Source organism: Arthrobacter cupressi (genome assembly GCF_900099975.1).
Taxonomy (GTDB): Bacteria; Actinomycetota; Actinomycetes; order Actinomycetales; family Micrococcaceae; genus Arthrobacter; species Arthrobacter cupressi.
Genome location: NZ_FNEI01000002.1, coordinates 33,458 through 49,433, shown reverse-complemented (window position 1 = coordinate 49,433; position 15,976 = coordinate 33,458). Strand labels below are relative to the sequence as shown.

Annotated in this window: 17 protein-coding genes; 12 read left to right on the top strand and 5 right to left on the bottom strand. The window is 67.7% G+C overall.

The window, feature by feature from the left end; all coding sequences use genetic code 11:
* Positions 1-268 precede the first annotated feature (268 nt).
* The 5 genes from uraD to purM all read left to right on the top strand — a co-directional run bounded on the left by uraD (position 269) and on the right by purM (position 4,397).
* Positions 269-766: a 2-oxo-4-hydroxy-4-carboxy-5-ureidoimidazoline decarboxylase gene (gene uraD / locus BLP88_RS02650; protein WP_074586716.1), complete on the top strand. Its 498-nt coding sequence runs from the start codon at positions 269-271 to the stop codon at positions 764-766.
* Positions 763-1,104 carry a hydroxyisourate hydrolase gene (gene uraH / locus BLP88_RS02645; protein ID WP_074586715.1) on the top strand — a complete coding sequence of 114 codons (342 nt, stop codon included), beginning with the start codon at positions 763-765 and terminating at the stop codon, positions 1,102-1,104. The genes uraD and uraH overlap by 4 nt, the downstream gene beginning before the upstream one ends.
* 143 nt (positions 1,105-1,247) lie before the next feature.
* Positions 1,248-1,574 carry a hypothetical protein gene (locus BLP88_RS02640; RefSeq protein ID WP_074586714.1) on the top strand — a complete coding sequence of 109 codons (327 nt, stop codon included), beginning with the start codon at positions 1,248-1,250 and terminating at the stop codon, positions 1,572-1,574.
* Positions 1,575-1,647: 73 nt separating this feature from the next.
* A complete protein-coding gene (purF, locus tag BLP88_RS02635; protein WP_074586712.1) occupies positions 1,648-3,255 on the top strand; it encodes an amidophosphoribosyltransferase in 1,608 nt (535 codons plus the stop codon).
* Entirely contained in the window at positions 3,252-4,397 is a 1,146-nt protein-coding gene (purM, locus tag BLP88_RS02630) for a phosphoribosylformylglycinamidine cyclo-ligase (RefSeq protein ID WP_074586711.1), read from the top strand. The genes purF and purM overlap by 4 nt, the downstream gene beginning before the upstream one ends.
* A 73-nt stretch (positions 4,398-4,470) precedes the next feature.
* Here purM and BLP88_RS02625 read toward each other — a convergent pair whose 3' ends face one another.
* The 3 genes from BLP88_RS02625 to BLP88_RS02615 all read right to left on the bottom strand — a co-directional run bounded on the left by BLP88_RS02625 (position 4,471) and on the right by BLP88_RS02615 (position 7,059).
* Positions 4,471-4,800, bottom strand: coding sequence for a histone-like nucleoid-structuring protein Lsr2 (locus BLP88_RS02625; protein WP_074586710.1), 330 nt, complete (start codon positions 4,798-4,800; stop codon positions 4,471-4,473).
* Between the two features lie 102 nt (positions 4,801-4,902).
* Positions 4,903-6,408 carry a LamG-like jellyroll fold domain-containing protein gene (locus BLP88_RS18565; protein WP_084110716.1) on the bottom strand — a complete coding sequence of 502 codons (1,506 nt, stop codon included), beginning with the start codon at positions 6,406-6,408 and terminating at the stop codon, positions 4,903-4,905.
* A 45-nt stretch (positions 6,409-6,453) separates the two neighbouring features.
* Complete coding sequence (locus BLP88_RS02615; RefSeq protein WP_074586709.1) at positions 6,454-7,059, bottom strand: M73 family metallopeptidase; 606 nt, start codon at positions 7,057-7,059, stop codon at positions 6,454-6,456.
* 235 nt (positions 7,060-7,294) lie between these two features.
* Here BLP88_RS02615 and BLP88_RS02610 point away from each other — a divergent pair, with 235 nt between their 5' ends.
* Complete coding sequence (locus BLP88_RS02610; protein ID WP_074586707.1) at positions 7,295-7,750, top strand: MarR family winged helix-turn-helix transcriptional regulator; 456 nt, start codon at positions 7,295-7,297, stop codon at positions 7,748-7,750.
* A gap of 185 nt (positions 7,751-7,935) precedes the next feature.
* Here BLP88_RS02610 and BLP88_RS02605 read toward each other — a convergent pair whose 3' ends face one another.
* Positions 7,936-8,169, bottom strand: a complete 234-nt coding sequence (locus BLP88_RS02605) for a DUF3073 domain-containing protein (RefSeq protein ID WP_074586706.1) — start codon at positions 8,167-8,169, stop codon at positions 7,936-7,938.
* A 244-nt stretch (positions 8,170-8,413) separates the two neighbouring features.
* Between BLP88_RS02605 and BLP88_RS02600 the strand changes: the two genes are divergently transcribed.
* A complete protein-coding gene (locus tag BLP88_RS02600; RefSeq protein ID WP_074586705.1) occupies positions 8,414-9,022 on the top strand; it encodes a septum formation family protein in 609 nt (202 codons plus the stop codon).
* Between the two features lie 4 nt (positions 9,023-9,026).
* On the opposite strand, the gene clpB is transcribed toward BLP88_RS02600, so the two are convergent.
* On the bottom strand, positions 9,027-11,681 hold the full coding sequence (gene clpB / locus BLP88_RS02595) for an ATP-dependent chaperone ClpB (protein WP_074586704.1): 2,655 nt from the start codon (positions 11,679-11,681) through the stop codon (positions 9,027-9,029).
* Between the two features lie 257 nt (positions 11,682-11,938).
* On the opposite strand from clpB, the gene BLP88_RS02590 reads away from it, so the two are divergent.
* The 5 genes from BLP88_RS02590 to BLP88_RS02570 all read left to right on the top strand — a co-directional run bounded on the left by BLP88_RS02590 (position 11,939) and on the right by BLP88_RS02570 (position 15,967).
* Positions 11,939-12,277, top strand: a complete 339-nt coding sequence (locus BLP88_RS02590) for a YciI family protein (protein ID WP_074586702.1) — start codon at positions 11,939-11,941, stop codon at positions 12,275-12,277.
* Positions 12,278-12,354: 77 nt separating this feature from the next.
* Positions 12,355-12,825 (top strand): SRPBCC family protein, encoded by a 471-nt coding sequence (locus BLP88_RS02585; protein ID WP_074586701.1) that lies wholly within the window; start codon positions 12,355-12,357, stop codon positions 12,823-12,825.
* Between the two features lie 92 nt (positions 12,826-12,917).
* On the top strand, positions 12,918-14,252 hold the full coding sequence (locus BLP88_RS02580) for an FAD-binding oxidoreductase (protein ID WP_074586700.1): 1,335 nt from the start codon (positions 12,918-12,920) through the stop codon (positions 14,250-14,252).
* A gap of 30 nt (positions 14,253-14,282) precedes the next feature.
* A complete protein-coding gene (locus BLP88_RS02575) occupies positions 14,283-15,152 on the top strand; it encodes a DUF4031 domain-containing protein (RefSeq protein WP_074586699.1) in 870 nt (289 codons plus the stop codon).
* Entirely contained in the window at positions 15,149-15,967 is an 819-nt protein-coding gene (locus BLP88_RS02570) for a 2-phosphosulfolactate phosphatase (protein WP_074586697.1), read from the top strand. Before BLP88_RS02575 ends, BLP88_RS02570 begins: the two co-directional genes overlap by 4 nt.
* The last annotated feature ends 9 nt before the right edge of the window (positions 15,968-15,976 follow it).

The following is a 15,976-nucleotide window of genomic DNA, read 5'->3' as shown; positions in this document are numbered from 1 at the left end:
CACCCGTCGGGCAACCGTTGGGGCAATTCTGCCGCAGCCCCGCCGCAGGCGGTACGCTCTTGCCAGCACTCCTGCCGCGCCGTTTAACCGGGAACTCCTTGACAGCGGCGCCGCGACTCGGCTTAACTATTACGCATGCTGAAATAACAGTTCCATGATGTGGAAGGCCTGGTTGCCCCTGTGGCACCCCGGCCCATCCGGCACCACCGCCGGAGTTCCGCATAGCCGTCACCATGGATGCCAGCATTTGCACGAGGAATGAACAAGCATGCAGCTTGCAGTATTCAACAGCGCAGACCGTGCGGACGCCGTTGGAGTCCTGCGCCCTTGCCTCGACGTCGAGCGCTGGGTGGGGGAAATAGCCGACGCCCGGCCGTTCAGCGGCAAGGATGACCTCCTGGCCTTCGCCAAGGACGCAGCCACCCCGTTCACCGCCGAGGAACTCGAGTCCGCCCTCGCCCATCACCCGCGCATCGGCGAACGGCCCCAGGCCGCAACCACCGAGGCAGCCATGTCCCGTTCGGAGCAATCCGGCGTAGACCCCAGCGACGGCGCCACCGCCCGCGCGCTGGCCGAAGGCAACCGGGCCTACGAGGAGAAATTCAACCGGGTCTTCCTGATCCGCGCCGCCGGCCGCAGCGCCCAGGAGATCCTCGACTCCCTCAACGAGCGCCTCACCCACACCCCCGCAGAAGAAGACCGCATCGTGGCCGAGCAGCTCCGCGAAATCGCGCTGCTCCGCCTTGAAGGAGTTATCGGCGCATGAGCGTTTCCCAGATCACCACCCACATCCTCGACACCGGTTCCGGCCGCCCGGCGGCGGGTGTCGCCGTCGTGCTGTCAGTGTTCGACGGCGGCAAGTGGACTCCCGTCGCGGAAGGCACCACCGACGCTGACGGCCGGATCAAGGACCTCGGCCCCGAACGGGTGGCCGGCGGCAAGTACCGGCTGAACTTCGCCACGGGCGACTACTACGCAGGCCTCGGCACGGAGACCTTCTTCCCTGAGGTGGACCTGAGCTTCACCGTGTCCGACGCCGGCGAACACTACCACGTGCCGCTGCTGCTGAGCCCCTTCGCGTTCTCCACGTACCGCGGCAGCTGAGTATCCATCGATTGCTCCGTAACTGTCGTTTTCAGGCTCCATAACGACATCTACGTGGGCCCACACCAGCCGGGTTCCCTGGCCGAGCTTGCGAGGTAAGGGGGCTGGTGGGGAGCAATCGAGGAACGGGTAGGCTGGAAGGCATGGTTTCTGAGGACTCGAACATCACCGGCAACTCTGCGGACGGCGCCCCGGAGCGGCGCATCACGGTGCGCCGCGCTCCCCGCTTCGTGCCGTTCATGGTGCTCGGCGGTCTCCTCGGAATCGTGGTTGCGGCTTTCGTGGCGTTCGGCCTGCCCGCCGATCCGGAGTTCGACGCCGGCTCGGTGTTCGGCTTCTTCACTGTCGCTTTCGCTGCCGGCGGCGTGATCCTCGGCTGCATCGTGGCGCTGGTCCTGGACCGCCTGAGCATCCGCCGCAGCGAGCACGCGATCGTGGAAGCCGTGCCCGAGGACGAGTCCGGCGACTGAATTCACACCGCCGGACCGGTCATAATCAGCGCCCGGGGAAAATACCACGCCCCGGACGTGAGACAATCGACCAGTGGCACGTGGCGACGGAAAACTTTCACATGATCTTCTCCCCGGCGAAAAAGGACCCCAGGACGCTTGTGGCGTCTTTGGAGTCTGGGCCCCTGGCGAAGAGGTAGCAAAACTCACCTATTACGGGCTGTATGCGCTGCAGCACCGCGGACAAGAGTCGGCTGGCATCGCGACCAGTGACGGCAAGCGCATCAACGTCTACAAGGACATGGGCCTCGTGTCCCAGGTCTTCGACGAAACCACCCTGAACACCCTCACCGGGCACCTCGCCGTCGGCCACTGCCGCTACTCCACCACCGGAGCCAGCCACTGGGCCAACGCACAGCCCACCCTGGGCGCCACCGCCACCGGCACGGTGGCCCTGGCGCACAACGGCAACCTGACCAACACCGCCGAACTGCGCGAAATGATCCTGGAGCGCAACGACGGCCAGCTCACCGGCGAAATGAAGCAGGGCAACACCTCGGACACCGCCCTGGTCACCGCCCTCCTCGAAGGCGAACCCGGCAAGACCCTCGAAGAAACCGCCATGGAGCTGCTGCCCAAGATCAAGGGCGGCTTCTGCTTCGTGTTCATGGACGAGGGCACCCTCTACGCAGCCCGCGACACCTACGGCATCCGCCCGCTGTGCCTCGGCCGGCTGGAGCGCGGCTGGGTGGTCGCCTCCGAGCAGGCCGGCCTGGCCACCGTCGGTGCCAGCTTCATCCGCGAGATCGAACCCGGCGAGTTCATCGCCATCGACGAGAACGGTGTCCGTTCCCAGCGCTTCGCGGACGCGACGCCGGCCGGCTGCGTTTTCGAGTACGTGTACCTGGCCCGCCCGGACGCCGCCATCAACGGCCGCTCCGTCTACGAATCCCGTGTGGAGATGGGCCGCCAACTGGCCCGCGAAAACACCCACGAGGCCGACATCGTGATCCCCGTCCCGGAATCCGGCACCCCCGCCGCGGTGGGCTACGCCGAGGAATCCGGCATCCCGTTCGCGCACGGCTTCGTGAAGAACGCCTACGTGGGCCGTACCTTCATCCAGCCCTCGCAGACCCTGCGCCAGCTGGGCATCCGGCTCAAGCTCAACGCCCTGGAATCCGTGATCCGCGGCAAGCGCGTGGTGGTGGTGGATGACTCGATCGTCCGCGGCAACACCCAGCGCGCCATTGTGCGCATGCTGCGTGAAGCCGGCGCCGCCGCCGTCCACGTCAAGATCTCCTCCCCGCCCGTGCAGTGGCCGTGTTTCTACGGCATCGATTTCGCCTCCCGGGCCGAGCTGATCGCCAACGGCGCCACCATCGAGGAAATCTCCCAGGCTATCGGCGCGGACTCCCTCGCCTACATTTCCGAAGACGGCATGATCGGGGCCACCCAGCAGCCGCGCGAGCGCCTCTGCACCGCGTGCTTCACGGGCCAGTACCCCATTGAGCTCCCGGGCTCGGACAAACTGGGCAAGAACCTGCTGGAGCGTACCGACCTCGGCGGGCTGCCGGCGTCGAACTCCGCCGTGAACGACTCAGAGGATCCGGCAGAGAAGCCGGGCGCAACGGGCTGCGATCCAGGACCCGATGCCGAGTTTGAGAATCTGCTGACCGACGCCGACAAGAAAGAGTCCGTATGACCTCCGCCTCCCCCGCCGCTGAGAACGCCGGCATCACCTACGCCTCCGCCGGCGTCGACGTCGAAGCGGGCGACCGCGCCGTCGAGCTCATGAAGGACGCCGTCAAGGCGACGCACAACAGCTCGGTGCTGGGCGGCGTCGGCGGTTTCGCCGGTCTGTACGACGTCTCGAAGCTGCTGACCTACAAGAAGCCGCTGCTGGCCACCTCCACGGACGGCGTGGGCACCAAGGTCGCCATCGCCCAGGCCATGGACATCCACGACACCATCGGGTTCGACCTGGTGGGCATGGTGGTCGATGACATCGTGGTGGTCGGCGCCGAGCCGCTGTACATGACCGACTACATCGCGTGCGGCAAGGTGGTCCCCGAGCGCATCGCCGGGATCGTGCGCGGCATCGCCTCGGCCTGCTCCGTGGCCGGCACCGCCCTGGTGGGCGGCGAAACCGCCGAGCACCCGGGCCTGCTGGGCGAGCACGAATACGATGTTGCCGGTGCCGCCACCGGTGTTGTCGAGGCCGACGCCCTGCTCGGCCCGGAGCGGGTCAAGGCCGGCGACGTCGTGATCGGCATGGCCTCCTCCGGCCTGCACTCCAACGGCTATTCCCTGGTCCGCCGCGTCATCAACCACGCCGGCTGGGCCCTGGACCGCCAGGTCTCCGAACTCGGCCGCACCCTGGGCGAGGAACTGCTGGAGCCCACCCGAGTGTACGCCGCCGACTGCCTGGACCTGGCCCGCACCTTCCCGGTGAACTCCGGCAAGGGCGTCAACGGCTTCAGCCACGTCACCGGCGGCGGCCTGGCCGCGAACCTGGCCCGTGTGCTGCCGCAGGGCCTGGTGGCCACGGTTGACCGTGCCACCTGGGAACTGCCGGCCATCTTCAAGCTGGTCTCCGAGCTCGGCAACGTCCCGCTGGCCGACCTGGAGCGCACCCTGAACCTCGGTGTCGGCATGGTGGCCATCGTGTCCCCGGAGATCGCCGACACCGCTGTGGCCCGCCTCAACGAGCGCGGCCTGCCGTCCTGGATCATGGGCACCGTGTCCGCGGACTCCGACGCGATTGACAAGACCGGGCCGGACTACGTCCAGGGCGCCAAGGGCGTCGACGGCGGCGCGGTCCGTTTGGTGAACGCCTACGCCTAAGCGAAACAAACGAAAAGCGGGCCGGCAGTGATCAACTGCCGGCCCGCTTTTCCTTTTGCAACGCGGGAGAAGCTCAGGCCCCGGCTTCGGCGGCTTGGAAGGCCAGGACGATCGACTTGGGGATCTGGCCGCGGCTGCTCAGCTCGTACCCCTGCTCCGCTGCCCAGCGGCGGATCCTGGCGGTCACGGAAAGTGGCGCTTCCTTCTTGCCCTGGGCCACCGGGGCGGACGCCTTGCGCCGGCCCGCGTTCATGAAGACCCCGAGGTAGGAGCGGAAGGCCGCAGCGTTGGCCGAGGACAGGTCCACTTCGTAGTCGATGCCATCGACCGCGAACCGCACCCTCTCATCGGCGCTGCTTCCATCCAAGTCGTCCAGCAACAGGAAGTCATTCTGCTTGTTCATGGCCAACGGTCCTTTCATGGCGTGAGCGTGTCTTCGGTGGGGTTCCGGAACCCGGTTCCGGACGGAAGTCTGTGTTCGCGGTCGTCGCGTCGCTCCGGCGGCTCATGGCGCGGCCGCCTGGAAGTGTGCCAGGATCTGCGCCTGGGTGAGGGAGGCTGTGTCATAGACGGCGATGTTGTCCACTTGGCCGTTGAACGCCGAGAGGGCGGCGCCCGGCCAGCCTGTGAGGTCGCCGTCGCCGAAGCGCCAGTACCCCGTGTAGCCGCTCCGCGCGGCGGTGACGGAGGCCGAGGAGGCCACCTGGACGCCGTCGACGTAAAGCTTCATCCCCGCAGAGGAAAGGGTGACAGCGGTGTGGTGCCACGCGCCGTCGTTGTAGGCCGCCGGCGACACGATCGTCTGCATGGTGCCGCCGGGGGCGACGCCGAAGACCAGTTTCCCGTCTCCCCGCATGTAGAGGTTGCGGTCGTTGGTGCCGAGGGCGTTGTTCTTGGAGTCCTGGAATCCGGCCAGCTTTCCGCCGAGGATGGAGCTGGTCTTGAACCACATTTCGTAGCTGAACACCGTTGGCCCGCTGCTGGAGGTGGTGGTGGCAATGTACCGGAGGCCGGCGAGGTCCGCGCTGCTCCCGGCGTCCCCGCTGCAGGGGATCGAGGTGCTGAGGGAAGCGGTCATGCGGAAGGTTCCGGCGTTTCCGCTGCCGGAGCTGTCGGTGACGGCGGTGGCCGGCTTCGGAGCGTCGTTGAAGTCGTAGAACAGGGACGGAGAGCTGGCAAGGGCGGCAGCCGAGCAGCTGAAGTACGCCCGGGAGGACAGCGTGCTTTCGTGGTTGGGGCTGCTTCCGGAAAAGGCGGCGTGCGCCAGCGGTGCGGTCATCACGGTGACTCCGGCGAGGCCAGCGGCGGCAGCCAGGAACAGCACGGTGCAGCTTGCCCGCCGCACCGGGACCAGCCGGAGCTTCCAGGATGCCCGACGACGGCCGCCCGGCCGTGTGCCGTTCCGGTCCCCGGAGTGCGGAGCCTCCGCCCGGCGGGGCTTGGCGTAGTGCCTGTCCAGCCTGGTCAGCGCCAGCGCGCCGCCCAGCAGCCCGGCACCGCCGAGAACCAGGAGCCACTGCCCGTTGCCGAGCCAGACGATCGGCAACCCGACGGCCGGGATCCTCAGGTACCCCACACCGCGAACGGCGGCGGGCTCGACGCTCGAGGAGTCGTTGGCGGCGTTGGCATCGCCCCGCAGGACGAGGGAACCGTCCGGGTTCACCGCCGCGATGCGGTGCAGCCGCAACCGGCCGGCGTGGTCCGGATCCTCGACCAGGACCACGCGCCCGGTGGTGAAGTTCTCGGCCCCCATGGGGCGCGAAACCACCACGTCGCCCACGGCGATGGTGGGTTCCATGGAACCGCTCATGACCGTGGTGGGCTGCCAGCCAAGGACGATGGGCGCTGAGGCCCACGCCATCATGGTGACTGCGAGAATCACCACCACCCGCCCCAGCGCGGCGCCCAGAACGCGCAGCCACAGCTGGGAAATGGAGTGTCCCTTCGAATCCCCCGTGGCGCCGGCAGGCAGGGCAGCTTCCGCTGCGGCTGCTTGTTCTGTCGGCAACATGGGGGCTCCTACAGGATGGGGCGGGTAGTGGCAAGCACTATGGGTCTAGCTCTGGGACTCCCAGGTGAACCCGATGGAGGCGGTGTCACCCTGGTACGGGTTGTCCGCGGCGGGCGAACCGGCCGACGCAAAGGTCCAGTCGATCTTGTAGGTGCGCGTGCCGCCGGCGGGAAGGGCGTACGAATCGGCACCTGTTGCGTAGCTGCTCGAGGCGGCAGCAAAAGAGGTCAGCGAGGTGGTGGCGACGGCGGTCGATCCGGCGGTGAATCCGGTGCAGGCCCCGCCAGCCGGGGCCGCGCCCGGGAAGCTGCCGCTGGTGACGGTGACGTTGATGCGGTCGCCCAGGCTCTTGGTGCCCTTGCTGTAGCTGGAGGCGTAAAGCTTCAGGGTGCTGGCCACCGTGGCCGTGGTGGAAACGGTGATGCACTTGCTGCCGCCGTCGCCGGGCTTGATGTTCGTGGCAGAAAACAGGGCGGTTCCGGCATCGTTGCTCAGGGCCAGGGTGCCGGAAGCCCAGCTGTTGCCTGCATTGTTGGTGGTGGCGCTGAACGCCGAGTACGACGCCTGGGATACAACCAGGCCGCTCACCACGAGTGCGGCAGGGATGGCCGCCCATTTTGCGATGACTGCTGCGTGAACTGAAGGACGCACGGTGACTCCTGAGACCGGGGCCGATTGAGACCAAATCGGGTGGGTCCGCTCCTGCGGGCCCGGAAACCAGCGTAGCAAATTTCACTTGATCGTCAAGCAAAATTTTTATCAAGCTATATTGTCATCAAGCTAAAACGGGTCGACCGGCTTGAAATCGAAGAGAATCCGAGCCGGATCAACGAGCTACCCCTATACTGAAGTTACTTTCACATCAAGCTATTTAGGGAGTCCGGCGATGGCCAGCTCAGCCGATTACGTCCCGTTCGTCCTTTTGCTGCGCCAACTCCAGCTCACCAGCGGTAACTTGAGGGCGGGCATCGCCAAGGAACTCGGCGTCAGCATGGCCGAACTGAACGCGCTCTCCCACGCGGCGGATCAGGAAGGCCTGACCCCCAAGAAGCTTTCCGAGCTGATGGATCTCACCACCGGATCGATGACTACCATGATCGACCGCCTCGAGCGCTCCGGCCTGCTGGTGCGGCAGCCGCACCCCACCGACCGGCGAAGCATCAGGCTCGCACTTACCCCCGGGGGACGGCAGGCGATGCGGTGGGTCAACAGGCTCTACCTGGACGCAGTGATCGCCGCCTTCAACGCCACCCCGGACAGCGACCTCGCGGCCCAAACGGAATTCATTGAAGCACTGTCCGCCTCCCTCGACGCCTCCACACCGAAGGGCTCTGCCGGCTGACAAAACGGGCCTACAGGGCTTCCGGATCGCAGGCACACCAAAGACCCGCAGGGCGCGCCGTTGGCGCACCCTGCGGGTGAGGAACTGTGCTTTCGCCGGTTTCGTTCCGGGTGTGCGGAAGTCCGGGAAGTGAAAGTACGACGGCGGTGGTGCGGCGGGGTGCCCGATGGCACCGCCTGCGCCCACTAGCCGATGCGGCGGGAGTCTACCTCGTCGTCTTCGTCATCCAGGTCCTGCGCGTATTTGTCCGCGTAGGACGAGTAGTCCGGCTCCGTGGGGTCATCCTGGAAGTGGCTCGCCGCACGACTGGACGGACCCGCCAGCTCACGCTGAAGGGCCGAGTAGTCAGTGTTCGGGGAGTAGTACTTGATGTCCCGAGCCTGCTTGGTAGCTTTTGCCTTTTGACGGCCGCGCCCCATGGCGTGACCCCCTTTTGTACTTGGACCGGAGGTGGTCACCTTTGGCGGTCGGTGAGGCCCCGGAATGATTGATCAATTTGTCGTATGTCTAGATTACATGCTTTCGGCAACCGTTGCGTTCCATCCGGCCCTCCCCCGGCGCCCCCGGACGTGGCATGAACCACTGCAGGCAAGGGGTGGCAAAATTTGGGTAGAGTCTCCCAAAGGTTGACGCTTCGAAAGCAGGAAAGGCACGGATTCGGACATGGGCCAGGAAAACCCCTTCCCGGAGAACCCGGAGGACGGACACGGCAACGCCGCGCCCGCCGCCCGGCCCGCGCCGGCGCGCGCCCCGATGGACCTTATGACGCGGCAGCGGCTGATCATCGGCGGCATCGTCCTTGCCGTGCTGCTGCTGATCATCGCCCTGATCTGGATCCTGGTTTCCACGTTCGGCAACCGCCCCGAGCCCGCAGGCACCCCCGGCGCCGGCGTCTCGGCCTCCGCCAGCCGTGCCCCCTTGCCCGCGGACATCGACTCCAAGGACTACCGGCTGGGCGACTGCTTCGCCGACTTCGACTCCAACGCCAGCAAGGCCCGGGCCGTGGAATGCACCACACCGCACTCCGCCCAGCTGGGTGCGGTCTTCAACTACAAGGCAAGCGACAGCTTCCCTGGTACCAACGCCCTGCAGGAAAAGGGCCGCGAAGTCTGCCGCACGGTGCTCCTGAACGAAGCTTCCAGCAAGTACAAGCTGCTCCAGCAGAACGTGTACCCGAGCTCCACCAGCTGGGACAGCGGCGACCGCCGCGTGGACTGCTTCATCGTGGTGGACTCGGGCAACGCCCTGAGGGAAAGCGTCCTCCAGAAGTAGGGGGTCACTCCTTCCGGCGCACCACCAGGCCGGTGCCGGCGGGAGCACCGCCGTCGGCCCCCGCGAGAGCCTCCAGGCCCTCAATGGTGAGCTCGTCGACGTCGGCCGCGGTGTCCACCAGCACGGTGTCCCCGTCGGCGATCTCCCCGGCCAGGATTTCCTTGGCGAGGCGGTCGCCGATTTCCCGCTGCACCAGCCGGCGCAGCGGCCGGGCACCGTAGGCCGGATCGTAGCCGGTCATGGCCAGCCAGGCCCGGGCGCCGTCGCTGACCTCGAGGCTGAGCCGGCGGTCGCGCAGGCGCCTGCCGAGCTCGTCCACGTGCAGTTCCACGATGTCCGCCAGTTCGTCCACGCTGAGCGGATCGAACAGCACGATCTCGTCCAGCCGGTTCAGGAACTCCGGCTTGAAGGAGGCCCGCACTACGGACATCACGGCTTCCTGCTTGGCCCGGGCGTCCAGCTGCGGGTCCACCAGGAACTGGCTGCCCGAGTTGGACGTCAACACCAGGATGGTGTTCCGGAAATCGACGGTGCGGCCCTGGCCGTCGGTGAGGCGGCCGTCGTCGAGCACCTGCAGGAGGATGTCGAAGACTTCGGGATGGGCCTTCTCCACCTCGTCCAGCAGCACCACGGAGTACGGACGGCGCCGTACGGCCTCGGTGAGCTGGCCGCCCTCCTCATAGCCGACGTAGCCCGGAGGGGCACCGACCAGCCGGGCCACCGAGTGCTTCTCGCCGTATTCGGACATGTCGATCCGGATCATGGCGCGTTCGTCGTCGAAGAGGAAGTCCGCCAGGGCCTTGGCCAGTTCGGTCTTGCCGACGCCGGTGGGCCCCAGGAACAGGAAGGAACCGGTGGGCCGGTTGGGGTCGGAGATCCCGGCGCGGGCACGGCGGACGGCATCGGACACGGCGGTGACGGCCTTGTGCTGGCCGATCAGCCGCTTGCCGAGTTCCTCCTCCATGTGCAGCAGCTTCTGCGACTCGCCCTGAAGCATGCGCCCGGCGGGGATGCCGGTCCAGGCGGAGATGACCTCGGCGATGTCGTCCGCGGTGACTTCTTCGGCGACCATGAGGTCCGGCTTGTCCTGGGCTGCTTCCTCTGCGGCGGCCGCATTGAGTTCGCGCTCGAGCGCCGGCAGCTCGCCGTAGAGGATGCGCGACGCCGATTCGAGGTCGCCTTCGCGCTGGTACTTCTCGGCCGCCGAGCGCAGCTCGTCGATCTTCGCCTTGAGGTCACCGACCCGGTTGAGGCCGGCCTTCTCGGCTTCCCAGCGGGCATTGAGCGCGGCCAGGGCTTCCTTCTTGTCAGCCATGTCCGCCCGCAGCGCGGCGAGGCGCTCCACGGAGGAGGCGTCACTTTCGCCCTGCAGCGCGAGTTCCTCCATGGTGAGGCGGTCCACGGCGCGGCGCAGCTGGTCGATTTCCTCCGGGGCGGAGTCGATCTCCATGCGCAGGCGGGACGCGGCCTCGTCCACCAGGTCGATGGCCTTGTCCGGCAGCTGCCGCCCCGCGATGTAGCGGTTGGAGAGCGTTGCGGCGGCCACCAGGGCGGAGTCGGCGATGGCCACCTTGTGGTGGGCTTCGTAGCGTTCCTTGAGCCCGCGCAGGATGCCGATGGTGTCGTCCACGCTGGGCTCACCCACGTAGACCTGCTGGAAGCGGCGTTCCAGGGCGGGGTCCTTCTCGATGTTCTCGCGGTATTCATCCAGGGTGGTGGCGCCGATCAGCCGCAGCTCGCCGCGGGCCAGCATGGGCTTGAGCATGTTGCCGGCATCCATGGCGCTTTCGCCGGTGGCACCGGCACCCACCACAGTGTGGATCTCATCGATAAACGTGACGATCCGGCCTTCGGAATTCTTGATTTCCTCCAGCACAGCCTTGAGGCGTTCCTCGAATTCGCCGCGGTACTTGGCGCCGGCCACCATCGAGGCGAGGTCCAGGGCGATCAGGGTCTTGCCGCGCAGGCTCTCCGGGACGTCGCCCGCCACCATGCGCTGGGCCAGGCCTTCGACGACGGCGGTCTTGCCCACGCCGGGCTCCCCGATCAGCACCGGGTTGTTCTTGGTGCGCCGGGAGAGGACCTGGATGACGCGGCGGATTTCGGAATCGCGGCCGATCACCGGGTCCAGCTTGCCGGAGCGCGCCACGGCAGTCAGGTCGGTGCCGAACTTCTCCAGGGCCTGGAAGGTGTTCTCCGGATCCGGCGAGTCCACCTTGCGGTCGCCGCGGACACCCGGCAGGGCGGCGAGCAGCGCCTCGTGGGAGGCTCCGGCGTCGCGCAGCAGTTTCCCGACGGGGTCGCTCCCGGCGGAGAGGCCCAGCAGCAGGTGTTCGGTGGAGACGAAGGAGTCACCGAGTTTCTCCGCCTCGCTTTCGGCGGCCTTGATGGCCTGCAGCGACTGGCGGGAAAGCTGGGCCTGCTGCACTGAGCTTCCCGACGACGACGGCAGCGCCTTGATCGCGGAGCTCGCCTGGACGCTTACCGCGTCCGGGTCCGCGCCGGTGGCGCGCAGCAGCGCAACGGCGACGCCCTCGCGCTGGTCCATGAGGGCCTTGAGGAGGTGGGCCGGTTCGAGCTGAGGGTTGCCGGCGGTAGAGGCGTTCATGGCTGCCGCGGAAAGAGCCTCCTGGCTCTTGGTGGTGAATTTGACGTCCAAAAAAGAGCTCCTTTCGGGAGGCTTGGTGATCAAGGTTGAGTCTGGTGACTTTTACAAACTTGAGTCTATCACGCTCAAGTTTGATTTTCTGTCCTCTGCGGTCCATGCTCGCCCACCGTGGAACGCCTGTCCAGCATCCCGCCAAAGGGAGCCCAAAATCGAGTACCGGCCACTCTGCCGTGCGGCGGCGCAGGCTCCTAGGATCGAGCTGTGACCGGAGGGACGACCCCGATGGCACAAGGAGAAAAGGACCTGCCATGACGAAGTTCGTAGTTCTCTACATCGGCTCGATGTCAGCCGAATCCCAGATCGCGGAGAGCACACCGGAGCAGGCCGAGGCAGGCATGAAGGCCTGGACCGATTGGGCCGCCAAGACCGGGGAGGCCCTGGTCGACTTCGGCACCCCGCTCGGCACCGGGAGGGAAGTGTCCGTCTCCGGTGTTTCGGACACCGCCACGGGCGTCGGCGGCTACAGCATTCTCGAGGCCGAGGACCTGCAGGCCGCGGTCGAACTGGTGAAGGACCACCCGCACTTCATGAGCGGTGGCGGGTCCAGCATTCAGGTCTACCCGGCACTCGAGATTCCCGGAATGTAGCCGGAGCCCGCCAACGCGGTACGGCCGGGAGCCGGCCGTACCGCCTGTTTCGTCCGTCACAGTCGTACGATGTGGCCATGGCAACCTTTACTGTTTCCCGAAGCGCGCTCATCCCCGTACCCGCGTCAGTGATCTTCCCCTTGGTCAATGACTTCCATGAATGGACCCACTGGTCGCCGTGGGAAGCGATGGACCCGAACCTCAGCCGCAGCTACTCCGGCCCCGAGTCCGGCGTGGGTGCCAAGTACGCGTGGACCGGCAACGGCAAGGTGGGCTCCGGCAACATGGAGATCGTGGGTTCGGACGAGCCCTCCCGCGTCCAGATCCGGCTCGAGTTCGTCAAGCCCTTCAAGAGCGTGAACCCCACCCTGTTCAGCTTCGTCCCGGAAGGCGGCGCCACCCGGGTCACCTGGGCCATGACCGGCGAAAACAAGACGCCCATGTCCAAACTGTTCGCCCTGTTCATGAACATGGACAAGATGGTGGGCAAGGACTTCGAAAAGGGCCTGGCCTCCCTCGGCGCCGAGGCCGCCAAGCGGCAGGGCTGAAAGGATTTCCTAAGGATTTCCCCATGGCCGCGGGGGCACCGCAGTCGTACTCTTTAGCCTGAGGGGTAGGGCCGCGGAGGCGGAGGTGCGCCATGGAATGGACCCGGCCCGAGAGCCCGGACTACGACGAAAAGCGGAAGCTTTTCAACGCGATGATCGACCGCCGCCCGGCTGTGATCGCGCAATGCGCGTCCCCCGGGGACGTTGCCGAGGCACTGCAGTACGCCCGTGACCACCGGCTCGACGTCGCGGTGCGCGCCGGCGGCCACTCGGTGGCCGGGATGTCCACCAATGAGGGCGGCCTGGTAGTGGACGTGCGGCCCATGAAAACCATCAGCGTGGACCGCGAGGCCCGGACGGTGGCGGTCGGCTCGGGCGTGACCTGGGGTGAGTTCGACCGCGCCACCCAGGAACACGGCCTCGCCACCACGGGCGGACGGGCATCCACCACGGGCGTCGCGGGCTTCACCCTCGGCGGCGGATCGGGCTGGCTGGAGCGCTCCTTCGGCTTCGCCTGCGACAACCTGCTCTCCGTGGACCTCGTCACGGCCGGCGGGGACCGGGTCACGGCGAGCGCACAGGAGAACCCGGAACTGTTCTGGGCCCTGCACGGCGGCGGCGGGAACTTCGGCGTGGCCACGTCCTTCACCTTCCGGCTGCGCGATCTGGGACCGACCGTCCAGGCCGGCCTCATGCTCTTCCCGGGCGCTGCCGCGACGGAGGTGAGCCGCGGCTTCCGCGACGCCGCGCTGGCGGCCCCCGACGCCGTCGGGACCGCACTCGTCTACCTCACCGCCCCGCCGGAACCGTTCGTCCCCGAGGACATGGTGGGCAAGATGGGGGTGGGCATGGCGTACCTCTACGCCGGCGACGCCGAGGAAGGCGCCAGCTACGTCCAGCCGTTCCGGGACATGGGACCCGCAGTGGACCTGGTGGGGCCCATGGGATACGCGGATTTCCAGTGCATGCTCGACGACCCGCCCGGCCTGTACAACTACTGGAGCGCCGACTACCACGACGAGCTCCCGGACGACGCCCTGGACCTGTTCGTGGACTCCGCGCAGCGGCTGCCGGGCGAGCATTCGCAGCAGCTCATCGCCCGCTGGGGCGGAGCAGTAGGTGGACCCGCGGCGGCCTCCACGCCCCTGCTGAACCGCAGCGCGGCGTGGGTGAGCCACCCGTTCGGACTCGCGGACACGCCCGAAGGCGGCCAGGAGGCCAAGGCCTGGGTCAAGCAGTTCCGCGCCGATATTGCCCCGCACACCACGGGCGGCGTATGGCTGAACTTCATCGGCCATGAAGGGCAGGAACGGATCATCGCCGCCTACGGCGAGGAGAACTACAAGCGGCTGTCCCGGGTGAAGCGGGAATTTGATCCGGAAAACACCTTCCGCGGCAACCAAAACATCCTCCCGGCCGAGCGCTGAGGCATCCGCCGCCGGGACTACACTTTGGCCATGGCCGTCTACGTCGACCCGCCCCTGTGGCCCGCACATGGGACCGTGTTCTCCCATCTGGTGTCGGACACCTCCCTTGAGGAACTGCACGCCTTCGCCGCGGCGGCCGGCGTCCCGGAGCGGGCCTTCGACGGCGACCATTACGACGTCCCGGAGCGCCGCTACGAGGACCTCGTGGCTGCCGGCGCGATCCCCGTGGAAGCCCGGGTCCTGGTGCGGAAGCTGATTGCGAGCGGCCTGCGGATCCCGGCCCGGCAGCGCAGCAAGGCCCTGACCGTGCCCTTGCTGGAGCGCTGGAACTCGGTCCTGCCCGGGCACGAGGAACTCGGTTTCGAGCTGCTGGAACGCTGGGGCGAGGACCACCGCAAGTACCACAGCCGCACCCATTTGCTGGCGGTCCTGGAGGCCCTGGACCTCCTGACCGAACCGGCGCTGCCCGCCCGCTCCGTGGCGCTGGCCGCGTGGTTCCACGACGCCGTCTACGAGGGCCTCGCCGGCCAGGACGAGGAGGAATCCGCCATCCTGGCCGAGAAGCGACTCTCCGCCGCGGGCCTTCCGGCGCAGGACATCGGCGAGGTGGCCCGCCTGGTCCGGCTCACCGCCACGCACGACCCCGAACCCGGGGATTACGCGGGCGCCCTGCTCTGCGACGCGGACCTCTCCGTCCTCGGCGGCGAACCTTCGGAGTACGCGCGCTACCTGGCCGCCGTCCGCGAAGACTATGCGCACGTCAGCGACGCCGACTTCGCCGCCGGGCGGGCCGCCGTCGTACGCCGCCTGCTGGCGTTGGACCCGCTCTTCCACAGCTCCCGCGCAAAGACCCTCTGGCTGGACGCCGCGCGGCGCAACCTGCAGGCGGAACTGGCGTGACCGCCGGGGCCGTGCACCGGCAACAGCCGTACCGGATCCGTTTTGAGTGGGGGCTCGACGGCGCCCGCATCATTACTGCCGGGGCCGACCTGGCGGTGGTGGTGGACGTGCTCTCGTTCACCACCTGCGTAAGTGTCGCCGTCGAGCGCGGCGTGGAAGTGTACCCGTACCGCTGGAAGGACACCGGTGCCGAGGACTTCGCCGTGCACCACCGGGCCACGCTGGCGGGTCCGCGGAACGGGGGCGGGCTGAGCCTGTCGCCGTCGAGCCTGCGGGACACCCCGGGGCTGGAACGCGTGGTGCTGCCATCGCCCAACGGTTCGGCCATCTGCCAGGAACTGGCCGGCGAGGTGCCGCTGCTGGCCGCGGTGTGCCTGCGCAACGCCGCGGCCACGGCCGATTGGGTACTGGCCGCGCTCCCGGAGGATGCGGTGATCGCGGTCATCGCGGCCGGTGAACTATGGCATCACGGCGGGCCTGGAAACAACGGCGGTGCCGGCCACAACGGCCAGCCGGGGCACGACGGCGGCTTGCGGCCGGCGGTCGAAGACCTCTGGGGCGCGGGCGCGTTCCTGGCCGGTCTCGTCGCGGCCGGGCGGGAAGTCTTCACTCCCGAGGCCCTGTCCCCCGAGGCCTTGGCGGCGGCCGCGGCCTTTGACGCCGCCGAGCCGGCCCTCCCGGAACTGCTGCGGGGCTGCTCCAGCGGGCGGGAGCTGATCGGGATGGGTTACCCGGACGACGTCGAGATCGCCGCCGGCCTGGATGCCGCCTCCGCGGTGGCGGTGCTGCGGAACGGGGCGTTCACGCGGGTTTAGGACTGGCGG

Bases quoted from the DNA above. Each gene is read 5' to 3' on its own strand.
- uraD (WP_074586716.1), top strand. From the start codon at position 269: ATGCAGCTTGCAGTATTCAACAGCGCAGACCGTGCGGACGCCGTTGGA.
- uraH (WP_074586715.1), top strand. From the start codon at position 763: ATGAGCGTTTCCCAGATCACCACCCACATCCTCGACACCGGTTCCGGC.
- BLP88_RS02640 (WP_074586714.1), top strand. From the start codon at position 1,248: ATGGTTTCTGAGGACTCGAACATCACCGGCAACTCTGCGGACGGCGCC.
- purM (WP_074586711.1), top strand. From the start codon at position 3,252: ATGACCTCCGCCTCCCCCGCCGCTGAGAACGCCGGCATCACCTACGCC.
- BLP88_RS02625 (WP_074586710.1), bottom strand. From the start codon at position 4,800: ATGAACAAGCAGAATGACTTCCTGTTGCTGGACGACTTGGATGGAAGC.
- BLP88_RS18565 (WP_084110716.1), bottom strand. From the start codon at position 6,408: ATGTTGCCGACAGAACAAGCAGCCGCAGCGGAAGCTGCCCTGCCTGCC.
- BLP88_RS02610 (WP_074586707.1), top strand. From the start codon at position 7,295: ATGGCCAGCTCAGCCGATTACGTCCCGTTCGTCCTTTTGCTGCGCCAA.
- BLP88_RS02605 (WP_074586706.1), bottom strand. From the start codon at position 8,169: ATGGGGCGCGGCCGTCAAAAGGCAAAAGCTACCAAGCAGGCTCGGGAC.
- BLP88_RS02600 (WP_074586705.1), top strand. From the start codon at position 8,414: ATGGGCCAGGAAAACCCCTTCCCGGAGAACCCGGAGGACGGACACGGC.
- BLP88_RS02590 (WP_074586702.1), top strand. From the start codon at position 11,939: ATGACGAAGTTCGTAGTTCTCTACATCGGCTCGATGTCAGCCGAATCC.
- BLP88_RS02585 (WP_074586701.1), top strand. From the start codon at position 12,355: ATGGCAACCTTTACTGTTTCCCGAAGCGCGCTCATCCCCGTACCCGCG.
- BLP88_RS02580 (WP_074586700.1), top strand. From the start codon at position 12,918: ATGGAATGGACCCGGCCCGAGAGCCCGGACTACGACGAAAAGCGGAAG.
- BLP88_RS02575 (WP_074586699.1), top strand. From the start codon at position 14,283: ATGGCCGTCTACGTCGACCCGCCCCTGTGGCCCGCACATGGGACCGTG.